The sequence below is a fragment of the Arenibacter nanhaiticus genome (assembly GCF_900141935.1).
In the GTDB taxonomy this organism is placed as follows: Bacteria; Bacteroidota; Bacteroidia; order Flavobacteriales; family Flavobacteriaceae; genus Arenibacter; species Arenibacter nanhaiticus.
The window spans coordinates 72,413-95,512 of sequence record NZ_FQYX01000010.1; the positions used below are offsets into that span (position 1 = coordinate 72,413).

At 39.6% G+C, this 23,100-nt stretch carries 18 protein-coding genes and 1 tRNA gene; 13 read left to right on the forward strand and 6 right to left on the reverse strand.

The window, feature by feature from the left end:
* Window positions 1-22: 22 nt before the first annotated feature.
* Window positions 23-2,926: a TonB-dependent receptor gene (locus BUA16_RS08215; RefSeq protein ID WP_072764274.1), complete on the reverse strand. Its 2,904-nt coding sequence runs from the start codon at window positions 2,924-2,926 to the stop codon at window positions 23-25.
* Window positions 2,927-3,389: 463 nt separating this feature from the next.
* Between BUA16_RS08215 and BUA16_RS08220 the strand changes: the two genes are divergently transcribed.
* From BUA16_RS08220 to BUA16_RS08260, 8 genes are all read left to right on the forward strand, one after another.
* Complete coding sequence (locus BUA16_RS08220) at window positions 3,390-3,722, forward strand: ArsR/SmtB family transcription factor (RefSeq protein WP_072764275.1); 333 nt, start codon at window positions 3,390-3,392, stop codon at window positions 3,720-3,722.
* A 104-nt stretch (window positions 3,723-3,826) separates the two neighbouring features.
* Window positions 3,827-4,300 carry a DUF6428 family protein gene (locus tag BUA16_RS08225; protein ID WP_072764276.1) on the forward strand — a complete coding sequence of 158 codons (474 nt, stop codon included), beginning with the start codon at window positions 3,827-3,829 and terminating at the stop codon, window positions 4,298-4,300.
* Between the two features lie 15 nt (window positions 4,301-4,315).
* On the forward strand, window positions 4,316-4,948 hold the full coding sequence (locus tag BUA16_RS08230; protein WP_072764277.1) for an arsenate-mycothiol transferase ArsC: 633 nt from the start codon (window positions 4,316-4,318) through the stop codon (window positions 4,946-4,948).
* A 2-nt stretch (window positions 4,949-4,950) separates the two neighbouring features.
* Window positions 4,951-6,042 (forward strand): ACR3 family arsenite efflux transporter, encoded by a 1,092-nt coding sequence (gene arsB / locus BUA16_RS08235; protein WP_072764278.1) that lies wholly within the window; start codon window positions 4,951-4,953, stop codon window positions 6,040-6,042.
* A 615-nt stretch (window positions 6,043-6,657) separates the two neighbouring features.
* The gene (locus tag BUA16_RS08240) at window positions 6,658-7,113 is read left to right on the forward strand and encodes a cold-shock protein (protein WP_072764279.1); all 456 of its coding nucleotides are present in this window, start codon (window positions 6,658-6,660) and stop codon (window positions 7,111-7,113) included.
* A 622-nt stretch (window positions 7,114-7,735) separates the two neighbouring features.
* The gene (locus tag BUA16_RS08250) at window positions 7,736-8,185 is read left to right on the forward strand and encodes a KTSC domain-containing protein (RefSeq protein ID WP_072764281.1); all 450 of its coding nucleotides are present in this window, start codon (window positions 7,736-7,738) and stop codon (window positions 8,183-8,185) included.
* 460 nt (window positions 8,186-8,645) lie between these two features.
* Window positions 8,646-9,956: a DEAD/DEAH box helicase gene (locus tag BUA16_RS08255; RefSeq protein WP_072764282.1), complete on the forward strand. Its 1,311-nt coding sequence runs from the start codon at window positions 8,646-8,648 to the stop codon at window positions 9,954-9,956.
* 279 nt (window positions 9,957-10,235) lie between these two features.
* Window positions 10,236-11,210, forward strand: a complete 975-nt coding sequence (locus tag BUA16_RS08260) for an EamA family transporter (protein ID WP_072764313.1) — start codon at window positions 10,236-10,238, stop codon at window positions 11,208-11,210.
* Between the two features lie 6 nt (window positions 11,211-11,216).
* Here BUA16_RS08260 and corA read toward each other — a convergent pair whose 3' ends face one another.
* Window positions 11,217-12,281: a magnesium/cobalt transporter CorA gene (gene corA / locus BUA16_RS08265; protein WP_072764283.1), complete on the reverse strand. Its 1,065-nt coding sequence runs from the start codon at window positions 12,279-12,281 to the stop codon at window positions 11,217-11,219.
* 204 nt (window positions 12,282-12,485) lie between these two features.
* A complete protein-coding gene (locus BUA16_RS08270) occupies window positions 12,486-14,774 on the reverse strand; it encodes a type IA DNA topoisomerase (RefSeq protein ID WP_072764284.1) in 2,289 nt (762 codons plus the stop codon).
* A gap of 591 nt (window positions 14,775-15,365) precedes the next feature.
* Here BUA16_RS08270 and BUA16_RS08275 point away from each other — a divergent pair.
* The 3 genes from BUA16_RS08275 (at window position 15,366) to BUA16_RS08285 (ending at window position 18,145) form a co-directional block, all read left to right on the forward strand.
* Window positions 15,366-15,521, forward strand: a complete 156-nt coding sequence (locus tag BUA16_RS08275; protein ID WP_245795535.1) for an SHOCT domain-containing protein — start codon at window positions 15,366-15,368, stop codon at window positions 15,519-15,521.
* A 133-nt stretch (window positions 15,522-15,654) separates the two neighbouring features.
* The gene (locus BUA16_RS08280) at window positions 15,655-17,640 is read left to right on the forward strand and encodes a heavy metal translocating P-type ATPase (protein ID WP_245795536.1); all 1,986 of its coding nucleotides are present in this window, start codon (window positions 15,655-15,657) and stop codon (window positions 17,638-17,640) included.
* 109 nt (window positions 17,641-17,749) lie between these two features.
* Window positions 17,750-18,145: an SRPBCC domain-containing protein gene (locus BUA16_RS08285; protein ID WP_178338860.1), complete on the forward strand. Its 396-nt coding sequence runs from the start codon at window positions 17,750-17,752 to the stop codon at window positions 18,143-18,145.
* Between the two features lie 27 nt (window positions 18,146-18,172).
* Here the strand turns inward: BUA16_RS08285 and BUA16_RS08290 are convergent, their stop codons facing one another.
* Complete coding sequence (locus tag BUA16_RS08290) at window positions 18,173-18,802, reverse strand: pseudouridine synthase (protein ID WP_072764287.1); 630 nt, start codon at window positions 18,800-18,802, stop codon at window positions 18,173-18,175.
* Between the two features lie 58 nt (window positions 18,803-18,860).
* Window positions 18,861-19,736 (reverse strand): helix-turn-helix domain-containing protein, encoded by an 876-nt coding sequence (locus tag BUA16_RS08295; protein ID WP_072764288.1) that lies wholly within the window; start codon window positions 19,734-19,736, stop codon window positions 18,861-18,863.
* A gap of 443 nt (window positions 19,737-20,179) precedes the next feature.
* Between BUA16_RS08295 and BUA16_RS08300 the strand changes: the two genes are divergently transcribed.
* Both BUA16_RS08300 and BUA16_RS08305 read left to right on the forward strand, forming a co-directional pair.
* Window positions 20,180-20,941 carry a hypothetical protein gene (locus tag BUA16_RS08300; RefSeq protein WP_072764289.1) on the forward strand — a complete coding sequence of 254 codons (762 nt, stop codon included), beginning with the start codon at window positions 20,180-20,182 and terminating at the stop codon, window positions 20,939-20,941.
* 28 nt (window positions 20,942-20,969) lie between these two features.
* Window positions 20,970-22,604: a hypothetical protein gene (locus tag BUA16_RS08305; protein WP_072764290.1), complete on the forward strand. Its 1,635-nt coding sequence runs from the start codon at window positions 20,970-20,972 to the stop codon at window positions 22,602-22,604.
* 410 nt (window positions 22,605-23,014) lie between these two features.
* On the opposite strand, the gene BUA16_RS08310 is transcribed toward BUA16_RS08305, so the two are convergent.
* Window positions 23,015-23,087, reverse strand: a tRNA-Gly gene (locus BUA16_RS08310).
* Window positions 23,088-23,100 lie beyond the last annotated feature (13 nt).

The following is a 23,100-nucleotide window of genomic DNA, read 5'->3' on the forward strand; positions in this document are numbered from 1 at the left end:
TTTATGGAATGGTAATACACAATTATTTAAGGGTAAAATTCACACGGGCAAAAAGATATCTTCCTCCAATTCCAAATTGTTGTGCTCTACGCGACCAATCGAATCGGCCACCACTTCTGTTTCCGAATTGATCTTCTGCCCGATCTGGATAGATGTCGAACAGGTTGTTGGCTCCAAGAGTAAGGGTTAGGGCGTCCGAGGCTTTATAGCCCACGGAAAGATCGGTCACCACTTTGGTGCCAAATACTTGTTGGTTGGCTACAGTGGTTGTAGCCTCCGTTACTTCTCCAAAGTATACATTTCTCAAAAAGAAAATAAATTTATCCGAGGTAAGGCTGTTGGAAAGGTTGATTTTGGTTCTTGGAACTGCTTCTTCCAAATACACCCTGCTATCTTCAGGAAAGTAGGTGCCTACTAAACCTGCATCGCTCAAAATTTTAGAGGCATTGATACTGCCTACTTGCTTGGTTTTCGAAAAGGTCCCTGCTAAATCGGATTTCAACCTCCATTGATCGCCAAAAAAGTAATCATGGGTAAGCACGAGGTCGATACCCTTAGACTCTGTATCGATGGCATTGGCAAAGAATGAGGCAGCCGTAGCATTGGCCTGGCGCAAGAGATTGAACAATTCTAATTGTGCACCGGAATATACTGCCGGAACGCCTCCGCTACCAGTGCCCGCATCTGGGGTAGGGGCAAATTGCCCGGTATATACCACTCTATCATCAATTGCTACAAAATAGCCGTCTACTGTTATCGTTAGGTTGGCATCGGGGATCTTTGCGGTTAGCCCTAAACTAATACTTTGGGAAGTTTCCTCTCTTAACTGTGGAATTCCCAAAAGTTTGGCAGCTCTACTATTATTGGCAAAGGTACCTACTTCCTGAGGATTGCCTTCGTTGTCAAAAATAGTGGAGGTGGAATTAAAGTTAATTTGGTGCAGGGAAGGGGCTCTAAACCCTGTGTTAAGGGCACCACGGATATTCAGGTTGTCGTTGGCCTTATATCTCCCCGATACTTTAAAGTTTAAGGTAGAGCCAAAATCGCTATAATTCTCGTAACGGGTGGCAAAACTAGCCAAAAAGGCTTCCGAAAAATCGGCCTCTACATCAAAATATCCGGCGACACTACTACGGCCTCTAGACAATTCGTTGGCAGGGGCAAAGCCAGGAAAAACCTGTGACCCTCCAGGTCTAGAGTTCCCAAAGAAATCTTTGGAAGGTTGTTGGGAGGCAAGCGTTATGCGCTGACCATCGGCAGTATATTGTGAATAAGAAGGCTCTTCCCCGGCTATTATATCGTAATTCTCTACCCTGTATTCGGCACCAAAGGCGATGTTTACTCCGGACATGAGCTCGTCAAAAAACTGGTTGATATCCAAATTGGAAGTATTCTGGGAAAAAGAAAAACCACCCGCATCAAATAAGGTAGGAGAGGCATTTTGCATGGAGGCATTAAAGGTATTTCCTATGGTATACAAAAAGGAGTTTTTTCCGTAAGTATTGCTCAGATCTACGTTCCAATCCCCGATCATTCCTTTAATTCCCAAGGACAAGGACTGGTCTTTGATATGGGAGTTTATTTCTGGCAAGAATCCATTGGGATATGCAGGGGTAAAGGTTCTGCTCTGATTGGGCAATCTGTAAAATCCGGCCGAGTTTCCAGTTCTAGAACTTATTCCTGCAAAAGAATACATTTCTGTCCCTTTATCGTCCAGTGGTATAGAGAGGTTGGCAAAAAATCGGCCTCCCCTAAGAGAGGATTGTCCCACCCGCATATTGAAATCGCTTCTCTCCAGGCCTCTTGCCGCAAGTTCTGCAGCGGTGGCATCTGCACTTAGGACAGTTCTAAGATCTTCTTTTGTGGTGGCGCCGTTACGGTCAATACCGGCCTGATCGGCATATTGTATCACGTCGTTCACATCATCATCCAACAATTTAAAAACGTCATACCCATCTGCGGAAGCTACCCGTTCTACCGTATTGTAGAGATTAAATATATCATCTTCCCATTCCTTCATTCTGCTGTACTCTTTCCGAACATCAAAATCTCCGGAAAAGTTTATGAATCCGCCATTATCGCCCACCGGAATACCATAACTGGCGGCTACATTGGTAGATTCCCCGTCTATACCTCCAGTTTGATCATTGGCATTTTTAGTAAAGTGTGCCCCTGTGGTAACGGTAGTGGTCAGTTCATTGACGCTTTTATTAAGGATTATGTTGATAACACCGGCGATGGCATCGGAGCCGTATTGGGCAGCGGCGCCATCTCTTAATACTTCTATACGCTGAATGGCAGCTGCAGGAATGGCATTTAAATCGGTCCCTACACTACCGCGGCCAAAGGTGCCGTTTACATTGATAAGGGAAGACGTATGTCTCCTTTTGCCGTTGATAAGTACCAAAACCTGATCTGGACCCAAGCCTCGTAAGGATGCCGGATCTATATGGTCGGTCCCGTCAGAAATGGTCTGAGTGTTAGAGGTGAAAGAGGGGGCTACGTAGTTTAGGATCTGATTAAGGTTTACCTGTGGCGCTACATTGTTCAGTTCCTTCATGTCTATCACGTCTACAGGAACCGTACTCTCTGTCGCCGTTCTATTGGGATTACGAGATCCTATGATAACTACTTCGGTCAATGCTACCCCCGCGCTTAAACGGATGTTCATTTTGGTGCTGTTTACGGTGACCTCCTGTGTGGCATATCCAATATATGACACAACCAAGATATCGCCCAAAGAGACATCAATGGAAAAATTACCATCAAAATCCGTAGTGGTACCTATTGAGGTGCCTTTTTTAACAATGGATGCTCCAGGCAAAGGTGTCCCGTCTTCATCTAAAACTGTTCCTGTAATTTGGGCGCTGGCAAGGCCAACAACCCCCAATAAAAAGAACAAAACAAAAAATAAATGCTTTTTCATATGGTAGTTATTTTTGTTAATAAGTACAAAAGTTAATGATTTTTTAATTCATTTCGTAAGAAAGTCAATAAGAATTGATTTCTTGAACTTCAAGATTATTAGTGCTTTAGGAAAAATATAGTGGGTTTGAATTGTATTTATAGGGGATCGATTTTCATGAATCATCAACCGTAGGGAAGGGTTTTTAAAAATAAAATATGGAGGATATTTCTTACGGGAGCCGTGTCTGCTGATACAGTAAATATTAATATGGCAGTAGCTGGTTTTCTTTTGTAACAACATTTTTAGGGAGTGTTGCCTAGGAGTGTCAGAAAATTGTATTCCGTAAAAGTTTTCAAGCTGCTACAGGTCCGATTTTCCTAAGCGAACTTGATAAAACCAAGGAGGCACTGTGTTAAAAAATAAAAATTGATGGCCTGGTTTTTATATTAATCGTAATATTGCAATATATAGATGTAAGGATATGGGAATTACAAAATCGGAAATGTTTACAGCAGAGCAAAATGCGCTGGCAGGGATTGCCAAAGTTTTAGGGAATCCGGCGAGAATCGCCATTATACAGTATTTGTTTAAAACAGAATCTTGTATATGTGGCGATTTAGTAACCGAAATAGGGTTGGCACAACCAACGATTTCCCAGCACCTAAAAGAACTAAAAAACCTGGGGCTAATAAAAGGAACCATAGAAGGGACCAGTATTTGTTATTGTATCGACCAGGAAAAGTGGGATGAATTAGCAGCTATTTTTGGGAAGTTTTTAGATCAAAAAGAACAGCCTAAAGGAAAGTGTTGTTAAAAGGAAACCGTCACTGGGATTGAAGAAAATAAAAATATAAGAATTACATGCTTGTGCTGGGCGCAGCCGAAGTATGACCGCTAAAAAACAATAAATATCTACATATGAAACTTTCAGAAATAAAAGAACTTTTAAAGGAAAGGAAAAGCATTGCTTTTGAACTCCCCGACGGATCCTTGGTGCCCAATCATTTTCATGTTACCGAAGTAGGAAGGATCAGTAAGCACTTTATAGATTGCGGCGGAACGGTAAGAAAGGAAGAAGTGGCCAATTTTCAACTTTGGGCCGCCGACGATTATGACCATAGGTTGCATCCCGAAAAATTGCTAGGGATCATTGAGTTGTCCGAAAAGGTATTGGGTTTGGAAGATTTGGATATCGAAGTAGAATATCAGGGGGCCACTATTGGGAAATATGGATTGGACTTTAATGACGAGAATTTTTTGTTGACCACCACTGCCACAGATTGTTTGGCAAAGGATGCCTGTGGTGTTCCGCCTAAAAAAACAAAAATTAAACTAGGAACCTTAACACAAACCGCTACAACAAGCTGTGCCCCAAACAGTGGTTGTTGCTAAACACAAGTGATATAGATGATAAAACACCAAGCTACTGTATTTGCCGGGATTCAAACGTTTATTGAATCCTTGGCAAAAGACGATATTTCTGATGAACGCAAAGATATCCTAGCCCCCTTAATCGAATACATTCAGGCGAAGGTAGATGCCAGGGCTCCTATCAACCTTAATTTTATTTGTACCCATAATTCCAGAAGGAGTCATTTGTCGCAAATATGGGCGCAAGTGATGGCCTTTTATTTTCAACTAGAGAAGGTGTATTGTTATTCTGGGGGAACCGAGGAAACAGCCTTGTTCCCTATGGTTGCAAAAACCCTGGAAGCCACCGGTTTTTCCGTACAAAAAATAGGAGGGGAAAACAATCCGGTCTACGCCATAAAATTTGGTGAAAACGAAGCCCCAATTATTGCTTTCTCCAAAACTTTCGATGATAATTTTAATCCGACCTCCAATTTTGCGGCCATAATGACCTGTACACAGGCAGATCAAGGCTGTCCGTATATCGGAGGGGCCGAAAAACGGATTCCAATTACCTATGAGGATCCAAAAGCATTCGATAATAGTCCGGAGCAATCGGCAAAATACGCAGAAAGAAGTAGGCAAATAGCCGCTGAAATGAGGTATGTTTTTTCACAAATTAAGTATTAAGTATGTCAAAAAGTAAAAAGAAACTGAGTTTTTTAGATAGTTATCTAACGGCCTGGATTTTTATAGCAATGGTATTAGGGGTTGGTTTGGGCTATGTTGTTCCTTCCTTCCCGGTAATTCTCAATTCCTTTAGCAGCGGTACCACTAATATACCCATCGCTATTGGCCTTATCGTAATGATGTATCCGCCTTTGGCAAAAGTAAATTATGCCCTGTTGCCCAAAGTGTTTAAAAACGTAAAGATTTTATCCATTTCCTTGTTGCTCAATTGGATTATTGGTCCGGTGCTGATGTTTTTTTTGGCCATCATTTTTTTGCAAGACCATCCGGAATATATGGTAGGCTTAATATTAATAGGATTGGCCAGGTGTATTGCTATGGTGTTGGTTTGGAACAATCTGGCAGAGGGGAGTAGCGATTACGGAGCAGGCCTAGTGGCTTTGAATAGTATTTTTCAGGTGTTTGCCTATAGCTTTTACACCTGGCTTTTTATCACTGTCTTACCGCCGTATTTTGGGTTTCAGGGCGCATTGGTAGATATCTCGATAGCTACAATTGCACAAAGTGTCGGCATTTATTTGGGAATACCTTTTCTCTTGGGAATTTTAAGCAGAAGCGTTTTAGTGCGCCTAAAAGGGGCGCAATGGTATGCCCAGAAGTTTATACCGGCCATAAGTCCTTTGACCCTCATAGCACTGCTGTGTACGATTGTGTTGATGTTTTCGCTAAAGGGCGAAATGATAGTGGAAATTCCTATGGACGTCCTATTAATAGCCATTCCATTACTCATTTATTTTGTGGTGATGTTTCTAGTGTCCTTCTTTGTCAGTAAGGCATTTGGCGCTAGCTATGACAAGAATGCGGCAATTTCCTTTACGGCTTCTGGTAATAATTTTGAATTGGCCATTGCGGTGGCCATCGCCGTGTTTGGGTTAAATTCCGGTCAGGCTTTTGTAGGGGTTATTGGTCCATTGGTAGAAGTGCCGGCCTTAATTTTATTGGTTCGTCTATCCTTTTGGTTGCGCAATAAGTATTATGTGGGAGAAGGAATTCCGGTGATGGTTACCGATAAATCGCAAAAAACAGAGAAGTAGCATCTGTTACTAAGCAATTTTAGTTCGAATGGGGATAATACGGATCAGGGGATTATATTTAATCTATATACTATTATTTATAATCCTCTAGATAAGGGTTTGGGCGTTCCCTCCTTCGTCGGTCGGGCCCTTGTCTATATCCCTTGCTCCGCTGCGGGGATGCCGCCGCGGTCCCTAACGCGTAAAAAATACGCACGAAACCTAAGCGCTTGTTTCAAGGAAATAGCCATGGGATTTTAAAGAAAATTTAGAAAAAAGTAAATTGATTTGATGTTACATTAGTAAAGTATTTGTTTAAATAAGATAATAGTAATATTTTTGTATTCTGAAAAGAAGTACTTGCTTTAATCGAAACGGCTTATCAAAGCCTTTAAATGAGGTCGAATGTATAAATCAAGTATGGAATAAAAAAGGTGAGAAATTTAAATACTCTTACTAAAATTATAAGGCTTATCTTTGTAGCTGTTTAAAGAGATAGTAATTAGGCAATAATAGAAGTTATTGTCGCTACAAATAAAGATTAATATTCTTTTGTATTTTTCAAAGACCTATTTAGTTTTTCATTTTCTTCTAATTCTTCTAAACTAATAATTTAAAACCCTATTAATACAACTAATGGCAAAATCGCAGCAGACCTATAACAAAACTGAAAAGGAAAAAAAACGATTAAAGAAACGCGAGGAAAAGCAAAAGAAAAAGGTTGCTCGTAAAGAAGCGTCTAAAGAGAGTGGTCCAGGAATTCAATTTGCATACGTAGATCACGATGGAAATTTAACCGATACTCCGCCAGATCCAACAAAAAAAGTAGTCATAGACGCAGCATCCATAGAAATCGGTATTCCTAAAAGAGATGATAGTGATGTTGAGGAATTCGATCCAGTAAGAAATGGTAAAGTTTCTTTCTTCGATACTTCTAAAGGTTTTGGTTTTATTATCGATTCTGAAAACAATGAAAAGTACTTTGTTCACGTGAGTGGACTAATTGACGAGATCGCCGAAAATGATAAAGTTTCTTTTGAACTTGAAAGAGGAATGAAAGGAATGAATGCCGTTCGTGTTAAGAAAATATAACGTCAAGAGTAGAATTTTTAACTGCTTTGAGAAGTAAATATTTTTAAAGGAGCACTTTCATAAATCGGTATATAACCGGTTGATATGCATAAAAAAGATAAGCACAAAAAATAGATGGTCGAAAGGCTTTCTATTTCTAGTGCTATTTGTTTTTATACGCCAAGGGGAACTGTATATCATTTGGTGGCCATTTGGGCGTCAAGCAGAATTCTGGCTTGGTCTAACCGCCATTGTAGCGGTAGATGCCAGCATTGAAAAATATTGGCCAATTCTTTTAGATTTTTCATTTCCATACATCGGATGCGCCCATATATTAACTCCCGCCAGCTTCTCAGAGTATTCCAATAAGCTTGCTTCTTAGATTCATATAGCATTCCTTAGCTAATTTTGGCGTCCATTTTAAAAGGGCAATTTTGAACCGGCTCAATTTTAAAATTAAATCTCATATCCCTGAAGATAGGGGTGTTCTGCCTAGAATTAAAGGTGTTGAAGGTGTAAATAATTGATTTTCTAAAGGTTAGGTATTCGTTAAATCACAAAATAAATCAAAACCCTTTTCTAAAACAGGCCTTAAGTACAAGAAAATAATGTAATTTCGCGGCTTATTTAGAAAAAGCCTTTTATGAAGCGTATTAATGAATACAAGAAATTGTTTTCTGTTGAAAAAGACATTGAACTTAAAGCGTTAAAAACCACCTATAGAAATTTGGTAAAGGAATGGCACCCCGATAAATTTCAAGAAGGAGATGCATTGCGAGAAGAAGCAGAATTAAAAAGCCGTCAAATAATTGATGGGTACCATTTCTTGGTAAGTATTGCGCCCGAAACGAAGGCCGCAAATTTAGAGGAATATAATGCTACTATTAGCGAATCTGGAATAGCCGATTTTCAGCACAAAGGTTTGTTGTTGGAAATTACATTTTTAAACGGGTCCACATATGAATACTTTGGTGTTCCAAAAAGTGTTTTCGTAAAAATGATCAATTCTGACAAGCAAATGAGATTTGCAAAAAGGAATATTTTTACTTCTTACCTGTATAGAAAATCGAAGAAAGAACTTCAAGAGGCATAATATTTTTTTGGGATGCTGGCGAAACGGACAAGTAGCGCTTCTTAGCGCTGTTGTTTTACAAGATAGATAGTGTCTCACTAATTTTTGGAATAGTAGGTCAGCAGTACTCCAAGGAGGTTTTGGGGCCAAGAATGCTTCTGCTACTCCCATATACAACAAAGGCAAGGTTAGTTTTAATTCGGCAAATAGGAGGTTCCGTGGGTTTTATTAAAACGGATACCTAGAGACAGCCAGACTAACCTTGCCTTTGTTGATTGTAAATCTGTAGGGATTTTAAGAAAATTGATGTTTATTATGGTGCTAACCACAGCTAAGTGTACCCAACAACATCAATGACAAATGATGTTTTCCAATAGCATCGGTATTACATAAACAATTATTTCCCGGGCGTATTGCTCAACAAGTAGCAGTAGCATTCATTGGTTCAGGGAAAAATAACTTTCACTAACACTATATAGTTATGGCAAACGACATAAAAGAACAACAAGATATTCTTGAAAAACTGAATATTCATCAGTTAAACCCTATGCAGGAGGAAGCTCTTTCTGTAATTGAAAAATCGGTCAACACCATTATTCTCTCCCCAACAGGGACTGGTAAAACCTTGGCGTTTTTATTGCCTTTAATCAAAGGTTTGAACCCAGAATCATCTGAGGTACAGGCTTTGATTTTGGTTCCTACAAGGGAATTGGCGATTCAAATAGAACAAGTGGTGCGTAACATGGGCTCTGGCTACAAGGTAAATGCCGTTTATGGTGGCAGACCCATGGCGAAAGATAAAATGGAACTCAAGCATTCTCCGGCAATCCTAATAGGAACACCAGGACGTATTGCCGATCATTTTGATAGGGAACGTTTCCCTACAGAGCATATAAAAACCTTGGTGCTCGATGAATTTGACAAATCCTTGGAAATAGGGTTCGAAGACGATATGAAATACATCATGGAGTTTTTACCTGCGATCAATAGACGTATTCTTACCTCGGCTACTCTAGGAATGAAAATCCCCGGATTTGTAAGGCTCGATAAGCCTATTACCATCGATTATTTAGGCGAGGCCACTTCTAAGCTAAGTTTAAAAAAGGTAATTGCTCCAAATGGAAAAAAGCTGAACACCTTATTAGAGTTGCTACATCATTTGGGCAATCAACCAGGAATAATATTTTGTAACCTTAAAGACAGCATTCATGAGGTGAGTGTCTTTTTGGAAAGGAATAATATAGAACACGGAACGTTCCATGGCGGGATGGAGCAGCAGGAAAGAGAACGTTCGTTAATTAAATTTAGAAACGGGACCAATCAGCTTATTGTGGCCTCAGACTTGGCAGCAAGAGGAATAGATATCCCCGAAATGAAATTTATCGCACATTACGAACTTCCGTTAAAAAAGGAGGAGTTTACCCATAGAAACGGTAGAACAGCAAGGGTGAATTCTAAGGGTACAGCCTATGTTATACAGGCAAGGAATGAAACCGAACCAGATTTTACGGTAAATATCCCCGAAGAAAATATTTCGAAACAAGTTGTCCGTAAACCTCAATATTGGCAAACCTTATTTATTTCTGGTGGAAGAAAGGACAAAATTTCTAAAGGAGATATTGCCGGATTATTTTTTAAACAAGGAAATATTACTGCAGATCAGTTAGGGGTGATAGAACTAAAACACGACTGTACGTTTGTAGCTGTTCCTGTGGCTATAGCCGACACTTTAGTGGCTACCTTAAATAATAGTAGGCTGAAAAAGAAAAAAGTGAGAATAACGATTCTTTAATCGTATATGTAATCTAGAGTTTTATTGGCAAACAGCGAAGGAAATAACTTCCTTATTTCATCTCCTCATGTCGGAGGTGTTTGTAAAGCGCTGTTTTTACATATAATTGCTGCTAAAAGGCGAGAGTTAAAGAAGAGGTTTAATCTATTTATCCTTACATCCTTAGGAATTATTTTTCAAATTTCGGAAACAAATTTTTGTAAAGTAACAGTAAATTAGAGAATGAATTTGTGGTTTATTTCATAGTATTGTACCTCAATGAAAAGTGGCGACTGCTATATGGAAAAATCAAAGAATACAACACTAATAGTACTTGCCTTTTTTTCTATTTATGTAATCTGGGGATCTACTTATCTCTTAAATAAAATCGCCGTATCGGAACTGCCACCATTTATGTTGGCGGCCATCCGTTTTATTTCAGCGGGGTCTTTAATCTTTGTGTTGTGTAAGATTATGGGAATCAGTACTAAGATTTCTAAAAGGCAACTGCTCAATACTACCCTAGCCGGATTTTTGTTTCTAAGTTTTGGGAACGGGGTAGTGGTGTGGGCACTGAGGTTTGTGGACAGTGGTTTTGCAGCCCTTCAAATTTCGGCCCAACCCTTAGTGGTGCTGCTTTTAATGCGTATTCTTCAGAATAAAAAAATACAGCCTATGTCCATCGTAGGGGTTGTCCTTGGCATCATCGGAATCTATTTATTGGTAGGCCAAAAGGAAATTGTCAGTCAGGAAAACGCTGTTTGGGGAATGATCATGATCTTTCTGTGCATGCTTAGTTGGGCCTATTGCAGCTTGTTTGTGGCAAAGGCAGATTTACCGGCAAATTATTTTGTGAATACCGGTTACCAAATGTTTTTGGGTGGTGTAATATTACTGCTCGGCAGTCTGTTATTTGGAGAGCAATGGTCCATGCCAGGAGACTGGAGCCCAAAGGTACAAGGGGCTATGTTGCTGTTAATTGTCTTTGGAAGCATTGTCGCTTTTACCTCCTTTAACTATTTATTAAAATCGGTTTCTCCAGAAAAAGTAGCGACTTCTACCTATGTAAATCCTATCATAGCTCTGGTGCTAGGATGGTATTTTTTGGAAGAACAAATTACCTTACAATCTATGATAGCAGCAGGAATTCTCCTTACCGGGGTGTATTTTATCAATACCAAGAAAAAAATGTTGCTTTTTTCCAGGTTTCAAAATAAGGGAGCCTCCGCTTTAGATACAGAAAGTAACGGCAAGCCCCAGGGTTTTAAAGAGTAGATGGTTTTACAGCCATTTCTTTCTTTTAAAATAAATCAACATCACAACAACCAGCACTATCATCACGCCCCACATTATAAAATAACTGTATTTATAATGCAGCTCCGGTACCACATCAAAATTGGTCCCATAAATTCCGGCAATAAAAGTTAAGGGGATAAAAATGACCGAAAAAACGGTTAAAAATTTCATGATATCGTTAAGCCTACTGCTTATGGTGGTGTGGTAAATGTTTAGTTGGTCAGAGAGTATTTCTCGATAACTATCAGAGGATTCCATAGCCTGATTGATATTGTCCAAAAGTTCCTTATAATGTATATAAGAGCCTTCTGTGATAAAATCGGAGTCCATTTTCGACAGGGTCAAAATCATTTCTTTGGCCGGGTTGATGTTTTTCCTAAGGAAATTTAATTCTCTCTTATAGGCATTTATTTCATCGATAACCTTTTGGTTGGGGTTTAGTAAGAGATTGCTTTCTAGGTCCTCTATTTTATCGCCTAAAATACTGATGATATAAATATAATTGTCTACCACAATATCGAGAAGGGCAAAAGCCAGATAATCGGTGCCCGAATTCCTGATCCTTTTCTTTTGATTTCTTATTCTTTCCCTGACAGGTTCAAATACATCTCCTTTTTTTTCCTGAAAAGAAATAAGGACGGTCTCCGTTACTATTAAGCTTAAGTTTTCTACAGAAATGGTATTGGTCTGTTCGTCTTGTTGCAGCATTTTAATCGATATATAGATGCAATTGGCATACTCGTGTACCTTTGCCCTGGACTGAGTGTCCATCACCTCGGCAAGGACAAGACGGTCTAACTTAAACCCTTGGGCAATTTCTTCCATAATCGCCTCATTGTGCAAGCCGTCGACATTAAACCAAGTAACCGTGTTTTTATCCTTATATTTTAGGACCTCCTTGACGGTATGGACCGGGTTTTCTTCTAAATTCTCGGCGTCGAAATCAATGACACGCAACAATACTTTGTCTATCTTTTTTTTTCCGCGAAAATAAAGGGCGTCTGGCGATAGCCCTATTTCTTGTTTATGTTTTTTTATGAATCTGGCCATATAGTAGGGGTGTTTATAAGGACTTTGTCTAATAAAGTTAAGGTATTAATTTTAAAGGATAGCAGAAAAGTCTGTCTACAGCCGTACTTCAGAAAAGAAAATAGTGTCATAGGAAAGAATTCAGGGCTATAAATCCTAAGGATTTTGCCTTTCTTATCTTCTAGAGGAGAGGGGCTAAACGGATAAAGAAATCAAGCCGTAGGCTTATTGTTCACCGTTTAAAATAGCGAAGACCAGTTCTTTGGTCAGGGGTTTGTTGGCAGCCTTCTTTTTGATGTCGTCAAAGGCGAACCTGAAATCGCAACCACTGCTGTAATCACTACATCCATAGGCCGTTTTTCCTTTAATAACAGTGCCTTTTTTACATTTGGGACAGTTGAGGGTTTCTGGAACTTTTACCGTTTTTTTCTTGGGCTCCAAGACCATTTCGAAAGCATCGTTAAACCGTACCAGCCCTTCTTGGGTGCCAGCCCCTGTTTTAAAACCTTTTAGGTTTACCGTACACCCTTTTTGCAGGAGTCGTATAAGTTGTTTTTCAGATATTTTTTTGCCCATAAAGTTAAAAGGAAGCACAAAGTCGCAGCCTGTTTTATATTTGCTGCAGCCATAGGCGGTTTTGCCTTTTAAAAGCTGGCCTTCTTTACATTTTGGACATGTTTCGGACAAAATGCCTTCCTTTTTTGGGGTGGCTTTAGGGGTGTCCTTGCTGCTCTTAACCGCATGGGAAATATTGGCACGTTTACTTTCACTGCGAACCTCATAGACCAAAGCGTCTACCATCTGTTTCATGTTAGCGATAAAAGTACCTGCATTATAGTCGCCTTTTTCAATATCCTTTAATTGCTTTTCCCACATCCCAGTGAGTTCGGCCGATTTTAAGAGGTCGTTCTGAATAGTATCTATCAGCTGGAGTCCCGTTGGGGTAGGCAATACTTGTTTTTTATTTCTGACAATATATTTACGCCTGAACAAGGTTTCTATAATATTGGCACGGGTCGAGGGACGTCCAATACCATTCTCTTTCATCAATTCCCTCATTTCTTCATTATCTACTTGTTTTCCGGCGGTTTCCATGGCCCGGAGCAAAGTAGCTTCGGTAAAATGTTTAGGGGGTTTGGTTTGCTTTTCCAAAAACGAAGGTTCATGAGGTCCTTTTTCACCTTTTACAAAGGTGGGCAAAATACCCGTTTCTTTCTTATCCTTAGAATTTGGGTTTTCAAAAACAATCCGCCATCCTTTGGACAGTATTTCTTTCCCTGTAGTTTTAAAGTTAATATCGGCTACTTTTCCAATGACCGTGGTATTGGAAACATTACAGTCGTCATAAAATACGGCTATAAAACGTTTAACGATACTATCATATACCTGTTGTTGGTTGTACTGTAAATTAATTTGAACTCCAGTAGGTATGATTGCGTGGTGATCCGTAACTTTTTTATCGTTAAAGACCTTGGACGATTTTTTTATTTTTTTTCCTAATATAGGAGCTGTTAAATTGGCGAAATCTGTCAGTTTTGACAAAATCCCAGGCACTTTTGGATATATGTCATTTGGTAAAAAGGTAGTATCTACTCTAGGGTAGGTGACAACCTTTTGTTCGTAAAGTTTTTGAACGATTTTAAGGGTGTCCTCTGCCGTAAATCCAAATTTGGTGTTGCAATACACCTGTAATCCGGTTAGGTCAAAAAGTTTTGGTGCGTATTCCTTGGCTTTCTTCTTGGTGATGGATACAATTTCGAACTCATCGTCTTTGACCTTGTTGGCAATGGCTTCACCATCTTCCATTTTAAGGAAACGTCCCTCTTCATAACTAAAGAGGGTGTCTCTATACAAGGTCTGTAATTCCCAATAAGGCTGTGGCTTAAAGTTTTCAATTTCTAAAAACCGGCTCACCACCATGGCCAAAGTAGGGGTTTGTACTCGGCCAATTGAAAGCATTTGTTTATAGCCCCCGTGTTTTAAAGTGTATAACCTTGTGGCATTCATCCCAAGCAACCAATCTCCAATAGCTCTGGAAAATCCTGCATAATACAAGTTGTCGTAGTCTTCCGAAGGTTTTAATTTGGTAAACCCTTCTTTTATGGCCTCGGTGGTCAGGGAGGATATCCATAAGCGTTTTACCTCTCCCTTATAATTTGCCTGGTGTAATACCCAGCGCTGAATTAGTTCTCCCTCTTGGCCGGCATCCCCGCAGTTGATGACCAGTTCGGCTTGGTCGAACAATTTTTTTACGATTTTAAACTGTTTTTGAATTCCAGCATTTTCTACCACCTTGGTCTGGAACTTTTCTGGAAGCATGGGTAAATTATTTAAATCCCAACTCTTCCAATAAGATTTATAATCATTGGGTTCAAACAAGGTACAAAGATGTCCAAAAGTAAAGGTGACAGCATAGCCATTGCCTTCAAAATAACCATCGTGTTTGGTATTTGCACCTAATACTGAGGCAATTTCACGGGCAACACTTGGTTTTTCGGCTATACAAACTTTCACTTCTACGATGGTTTAAAAAGGAGTTGCAAAGTAATGATTTTTCATAAACTTATTCCATATCTGGGGAGGGAGATTAAGCAGATTTATAATGATCTTATAAACAAAAAAATAGGGAATCTAAGTTAAATTGATCATAGAGGGTGAATCGTCGGAATTGCCACTGGGAATTTCCAAAAAGATCTTTTTGTGGTGCTTTTTTTTAATAAAAACTGGATTAAAAAGGAGTAGGATTCCTAGACTGTTAAACGCCTAAAAATTAAAACGGAAACATATAACATAATCATAATCAATGTGTTACTTTGTTTGTTGTGATGCTTTTACAAGTGTAAAGGGGCTCTTAAGATGCTTTTTGGGCCCATAGATTTCTACAAACTCCAAAAGGCTTTCAGTTACCTATAGGGGATGTGTGGGTGGTATAAAACCATAATGTGGAGGCTTATTTTAATTTGTTTCATCCTTAAAATAGGATATAGGGTTTTTGATAATTATATTAAAAATAGTTAGTATGCGCGATTACGGTAGCCGCGTTTTTGGGGAATGCATTATATATGGTAGATAGTTTGGTTACTTATTTTGGTTTGGATTTTCTTTATGCCTTTAGATATTCACTATAAGGGGGATAAGGCTGATGAGCCCTTAGATATTCTTAAAAAGAGATTCGCGAAAGGTGAAATCACCAAAGAACAATACGAGGAATCCAAAAAAAAAAAAATTAGGGTCCGAGGAAAAAACAACAAAAAATACTGATGCCCTTTCTTAAACTAGAAAATAGGGTAGCCATAGATATTTAAGGGTAGTGTGCATAACATTGATCTAGAAAAGCCTATACATTGCACTGTCTTTTAAGCTATTTTTACAGAAATAGTTAAGAATAATGTATATGGAGGACAAGCATTCGGGGAATGATGGACATGATCATAACCATGATGGCATTTTTGGAGAAAAAACAGAATTGTATTATGCGGTATTGGCCGGTATTTTTTTCGTTACCGGATTACTTTTCAAACTTACAACCGATTTTCCGGAATGGACTTGGCATTATTCCTACTATACCACCTATTTTTTCGGTGGATATTTTGCCGGTCTCGAAGCTTTTGAAAAGATTCGGAAAGGCGAATTCGAAATAGATTTTCTAATGATCGTTGCGGCCTTGGGGGCTGCCTATATTGGAGAGTGGGGAGAAGGAGCGCTATTGCTTTTCTTGTTCAGTCTGGGGCATGCCCTAGAAAACCATGCCATGGGCAAAGCTAAAAAAGCTCTTCGGGCCTTGGGTGACTTATCGCCAAAAACTGCTTGGTTAAAAACAGGAGAGGGTATAAAAGAGGTTTCGGTAGATGCATTGCAAGTAAAGGATGTAATTGTAGTAAAGCCTCATAGCAAAATTTCTGCAGACGGGCTTATTATAAAGGGAAGCAGTAGTATTGACGAAGCCGCTATTACCGGGGAAAGTATGCCTGTAGATAAGTGGGCGATTGACGATCCTGGAAATACACACGATTTTGACACCTTAGACAAAAAGAACATCGTTTTTTCCGGTACCATTAACGGAGATACTGCCATTGAAGTGATGGTGCTAAAATTAAAGGAAGATTCTACCTTAGCGCGACTGATAAAAATGGTCAGTGAGGTTGAAACTAAAAAATCGCCTACACAACGACTTACCAAAAAATTTGAAAAACGCTTTGTTCCTGCCGTAATTATTCTTGTTCTTATTTTGTGTTTTGGATATGTCGTACTCGATGAAACCATAGATGAAAGCTTATATAGGGCCATAAGTGTCCTGGTAGCGGCCAGTCCTTGTGCTTTGGCCATATCTACTCCTAGTGCGGTTTTAAGTGGCGTGGCGAGAGCCGCAAGGGGCGGAGTGCTTATAAAAGGAGGACGCGCTTTGGAAGACTTGGGAAGCCTCACTACCATTGCCTTCGATAAAACTGGCACCCTCACCGAAGGAAAACCAAAACTAACCCATGTCAAGATCTTCAATGAATTTGATAAAAAGGAGTTTTTGAAGCTGGTTGTAGCGGTCGAAAGATTAAGTAACCATCCCTTGGCCAAGGCTATCGTAAAAGGGATTATGGAACAGTTTGGTACGCTGGCTAATGGGGAGGCTTCTAACATAACAGCAGTACAGGGAAAAGGAATCAAGGCCATTTACCAGGGAGGCACTGTTTTTATTGGAAATGAAGCCTTGATGAAAGAACAGCGGTTGGTTTTTGGTGAGGCTATTATGATCCAAAAAAACAGCTTGTTGAAAAAAGGCCATACCGTAATGTTAGTAGCCTATAAAGACGAAATAATCGGTCTGTTGAGCCTGATGGATGTTCCGAGAGCTACTGCCAAAAATACGCTAGCGAAATTACGGGAGATAGGAATAAAAAGAATGGTAATGCTTACCGGAGACCATCAAAATGTTGGGGATTCCATAGCCCAAGAAATAGGATTGACGGAGGCTCAAGGAAATTTATTGCCAGAAAATAAGGTGTCGGCCATTGAGAAATTGAAACAAACCGATGCTAAAGTGGCCATGGTCGGTGATGGGGTGAACGATGCGCCCGCTATGGCAATGAGTACCGTGAGTATTGCTATGGGGGCAGCAGGTAGCGATGTGGCCTTGGAAATAGCCGATGTAGCCCTAATGTCCGATAAAATTGAAAAACTACCCTTTGTAATCGCTTTAAGCAGAGCCTCGAAAAATATTATTAAACAAAATCTATGGATTAGTATGGGGGTGGTGGCCATCTTAATACCGGCCACTATAATGGGCTGGGCAAGTATAGGAGTGGCCGTGGCCATGCACGAGGGGTCTACCCTGGTAGTGGTGTTCAATGCCTTGCGATTATTGCGCTTTAAGGACAATTTTAAGTAGGTGTAAAGCAATCTCTAGTTATGGGTCGGACATTTAAACTGTAGCGGTCTCATTGGTAGAATAGTAAACTTTGGCACCAATGCCATTCCGTTTTTTTGTATCTTTTGGTATGCTTAAAAAATTCCGTTTAGAAACTGTTATTCCGGCCTCTCCAACCGAGGTGTACAAGGCTTGGCTCAATTCGGAAAGTCATGCTGCGATGACCGGGGGCTCGCCTGCCATTATCAATGATGAAGTGGGGAAACCCTTTGCTGCCCACAATGCTTATTTATGGGGAAAAAACCTAGTGTTGGAACCGCATTCAAAAATCATTCAGTCTTGGCGTACTACTGGATTTAAATCCACGGATGAGGATTCTGAAATTGAAATTAACTTTGAAAATCACGAAAAAGGGACTTTGTTGACCCTTACCCATAGCAAGGTGCCAGAACAAGAGGCCCATGTAGAACAAGGATGGGTCACCCATTATTTTGAGCCGATGATAGCCTATTTTGGTGATAAATAAACCATCAAAAAAGGATGGGCACTGTATTTATTTGTCTTCGCATTCATTGGAAGCAAAACTTACAATTTGCCTATCCATTGGTAAATGGGGTATAGCGGCTACCGTACCTGGCAGAAGCTCCTTTAAATGTATATCGGCAATGCGAACCCTTACCAATCTTAGGGTCGGAAACCCTACCGCTGCAGTCATTTTTCTGACTTGACGGAATTTACCCTCTGTAATGGTTATACTTATCCAAGAATTGGGCCTATGCCTGGTCAGTCTCAATTTTTTGTCAGGTTCGGGAAGTAGAGGAGGGTTTAGGAACCTTTGAACTTTACAGGGCTTGGTTTGGTATTTTTTACCGCTGAAGCCAATTTCTACGCCTGCTTCTAAACGTTCAATGGCTTCTGTGGTAATATCTCCATCCAATTGCACATAATATTCCTTTTCTATTCCCGAACGATTTATAAGGTCGCTCAGTTTACCATCGGTGGTCAGTAGTAATAATCCTTCCGATTTTTCGTCCAAACGGCCTACTGGCATGATACCTTTTGGAAAATTATTGAGATCGCTTAGAAATCGTTTTTTTCTGGCTTCCTTGGCATCATTAGACATAAACTGACTAAGCATGCCAAAAGGCTTGTATATTTTAAAGTGAAGGTGTGCTGTTTCCATGATTTCGGGAGCAAAGATAGTGAACAGATTTTTCTTAGGCTGCCATCTATTGTTAGTGTTATAGATAGGTATTCTTAAATTGAGAAGGAGTAAGTCCGGTTTTTTGCTTAAAGAGTTTAGAAAAATAGGCATAGTCTTCATACCCCAGATGTCTTGCGATATTGGTAAAAGAATCATTGGAGTATACCAGCATTCTTTTGGCTTCTAATAATACCCGGTCCGTAATGAGCGCTACTGTGGTTTTGCCAAGTGTCGTCTGGGTAATTCTATTCAGGTGTTTTGGGGTAATATTTAGTAAATCGGCATAGAAAGCCGGAGATTTTTCGGCTAGATATTGGTTTTCAATCAACTTTTCAAGAGCTCTTAATTTTTTTATATAGGTAGTAGATTTTATAGTATCTGTTGGGGCCTGCTCTAGGTATAGTCTGCTCAGGTCGATATAAATTAAATCTATTAGACCTATTATTTTTTGTTTTTTAAGGATAGCTGCTGCATCAAACTCGCGCTTTAACAGTTGAAAATAGGGAACCATTTTATGGATATTCTCTTGGTTTAAATTTAAGTAAGGCGTATTGTGGGCGGAATAGTAAAAAGGAAAATTTTGAAGGGAACGGCTTAAAAATTCCAACACATAAAAATTTTCCGAATGTAAAAAGATATAGCCTTCTGTGTTTTTCGAGTAGTTCCAATGGTGGGTTTGTCCCGGTTTTAAAAAAAATACCGATCCCGGACGAATAGGGTAGGTATGGAAATCGATCTCATGAATACCTTCTCCTTCCGTAAAAATAACGGTTACATAAAAGTCGTGCTTATGAGGTTTGGAAATTGTACCATGGTGACAGGCAATATGGTCTTTAAAAGTGTTGCAATAAAACTCGGGCGTGGCAATGTCCTGCTCAAATTGATGGATAGTAAGTATACGTGGATGGCTCATACTATGAAGCTGAAAATGTCCTAAATGTACAAAATATGATGGTCCTAAAATAATATTTAAAGCAGTTGTTTTTTAGTGTGTAATGTCAGTAAAATTAAGACAATAGCTCAGGGTGAAGTTTTTTTTATGGAAACACTCCCATTAAAAAGGAATTGTTTTGCCATTTCTATAAAGAACACGAGGTTGTTTTTAAACGATAAAAGTGTGATTATCATAAAAATATCGCTTTAAAACAGCACGGATCCTGGGTATTGTTTTGTATTAGTGTAGGGATTTGTAAGGGCTATATGGGCAATTGATTTCTCAACATTTAAAAACAATAAATAATTTAATATCAATAACAGCGTTAGTACATAAGGCCGAATTGGATTTTGTGATCCTTTGGGGCGTTTAGAAGTTGTTTATGTAAGGAAATACTTTTAATATATAACCATTCATCATTTATGAAAACCAACCAAAAAATAAAGATGTGCCTAATTTTGTTGGCCCTTATGTCGGTACAGCTTTTTATAGCTCAGGAGCAGCAAATAGAGGCTTTCCAAGAAGTGCCTATCAAAGATTTGCAAGTATCGGACTGGTCCTTAGGATTTGTTGCGGGAGGTAAATCAATTAAAAACTATACAATCTATGAGTCGGGTATTCAAGTGGCCAAATCTATACTAGATGGACATCGGCTGCGAGTAGACCTTATTTATCGCAGTTCTAATTCGGGTATGGAAGGACAATGGGGAAACCGAAGCCTTAATTTGGCTTCTGATATTCGGACTCTAATGGCAGCATTTAGTTATGAATGGTTTCCCTTTTCGGCAAATCAAAACAATCCTAATTTTTTTAGGTCCCTTAAAATTAGAGGTGGACTATGGTATGTAAATGATCCTAAGTTCTTTTATGACGCTACCCTCAAGGATGAAGTACGATGGGGAGAACTCGTTTTTGAGCAAGAGGAAATAGGAACGGTAAAGACCAATATTATAACCAATAAAGTTCAGCCGTTTTTAAGCCTAGGCTATGATCCTTTTTATATAGGGAAAAAGTTTAATCTAATTATTGAGGCAGGGGCCAATTATCATGGTCAGCCCTCGGTAGATATGGTAGCGACCAATATGTTAACGCCAACATCTTCGCAAGCACCTATTTTAGAAAACAATATTAAAGAGTACCAGTTTATGCCTTTTGTACAGTTGGTCATGCAAATTAATTTATAAGCCAATATAAAATATAAAAATACTGTTTATGAAAAAGTTAGGTTGTAAATTACTGCTAGTGGCTATTTTATTATTAGCATTTAGCCTTCCGGTTGCCTGTGAAAGTCCTTTTGAAGGGATGACCGCTGTGCTGTCCAATGATTTTATAGATTATAGAGTAGGGGTTCAGGTTATAGACGCTAATGACCAAGCAAATAACCCATACCCTGCCAACGCGGAAATTACGCTCAGTGGAGAGGCTATAGATCAAGGGTTAATTTACGCAACAGACGGACATTCACTGAGCAATAAACAAGGGGCAGCTAAGTTGGTGAATAACTCCTTAACCTTGGCGGTGAAACCCTATACCGATATAAGTGATACCAGTCCTTTGCGCTTTAATGTGAAGGCCCAAGCACCAAATTATCTGACCAATACCAGGGCTATTACTATTGGTTCCGCGGATAGTTTGCAGTTTTTAGATATTAAGCTGATAAAAAAATCTGAAACCCCAGATGGAATTACTTTTAACAAATATCAGAACAACGATTTGGAAAATGGTGTTTCCAAGCAAGATGTTTCCTTGGTCTTAGAATCTAAAGGCAGTAATCCAGATCCGGTAGTGGAGGTCAATATTTCGGCAGGAACAACTTTTAAGGATGTTCATAACAAGCAAATTTCTAGCGGTAGTGCCTTAAGTATCGCGATGACCCATTTTAATAATACCAATCCTGCAGCGGCCATGAATATTGCAGGTGGAGTGCACGATGTACTTACCGGTTCGGGAGAAAGAGTGTCTTTTCTTGTTGCCGGAGCTATAGATGTAACCGCTGAGGTTGGCAATACCCCTGTAAAAGTATTTTCAAAACCTATATCGGTGAAAATGTTTTTGCCGCCGACCACCTATCATCCAGAGACTGATAGAACAATCCGTTTGGGAGATAAATTTCCGGTATGGAGTAAAGATGAGGCCAGTATTATATGGAACAAGGAAGGGAATGTAATGGTAGAAAGAGATGCCTCGGGCAAGTTTTTTGCTGTTATCCCGGTAAGTCATTTGTCTGTTTGGATGTTGGCATTTGATCGTCCTATATGTGCAACACCTGTTAAACTACGTTATAACCCTAGTTCGGAACTTTCTGCAACGGTTTATATTACCGTGGCTAAGAAGGGCGGTAACGGACAGCTAATAGGAGATAAGGCTATCGCTGTGAACAATGGTGATGAGGTGCTGTTTGGCCTGCCTAAAAACATGAGTTATGAGGTGAGCCTGTACGAAGGGTCCTATGCTGCGGCCGGACCTATAGATAGGATCGATTTAAATTCTTGTGCAACGACAGGGACTTTAACCAAGAAGAAGGTGTCTCTGAATCCTAAACTTTATTTTGATTTGGAAACGCATTGCAGCAATGGTGTTTTTAGATATTCTGGACCCATAGATTACAAGTTGGTTTCTTCCAATAGATGGGAACGTTTTTCATCGAGTAAAAAGGGGAAATTGAAAACCGACTTATTGGAATGGGGTAAAACCTATGACTTTAGAATTGTCTATAGAGGGCAAGCCTTTATGGCCCGAAAGACTGTCTTAAAATCCGATTTTAGGATGTCAGGTCAAAAATGGGAATACTGGGGGAGCGGCGCACAAAAACAAACATTTTTTACCATGCCGGGATCTTGTGAGTGATTTGGGCGTTCCCTCCTTTGTCGGTCGGGCTCTTGGCTGTATCCCTTGCGTTGCTGCGGGGATGCCGCCGCCATCCCTAACGCGGAATACCATATCAATGAGAAATGAGGTTGACCGGAAACAGCTCGCATATAGGAAAGGATGATATGTGAATTATAATAATCTTTATATTGTCTTTGGAGGCCTCTGGAGTTTACTCCGAAAAAACTAGCGATCTTTCTTTACAGATTAACCACAACATTTAGTCATGATTCATAACAATTGGTCATGATCCGTTAAAATTTCCGATTAGGTAGCATACAGAATATTCCTAAAAAAGAGTCAACCTAATGCGCTCTAAAGAGCTTTAAAAATAAAAATGTATGAAAGGGGAAACTGTATTTTAGAAGGAAAAATATTAGAAAAAATAGAGCGGGAGACCGGGTTCGAACCGGCGACATTCAGCTTGGAAGGCTGACGCTCTACCAACTGAGCTACTCCCGCAATTTAATTTTAG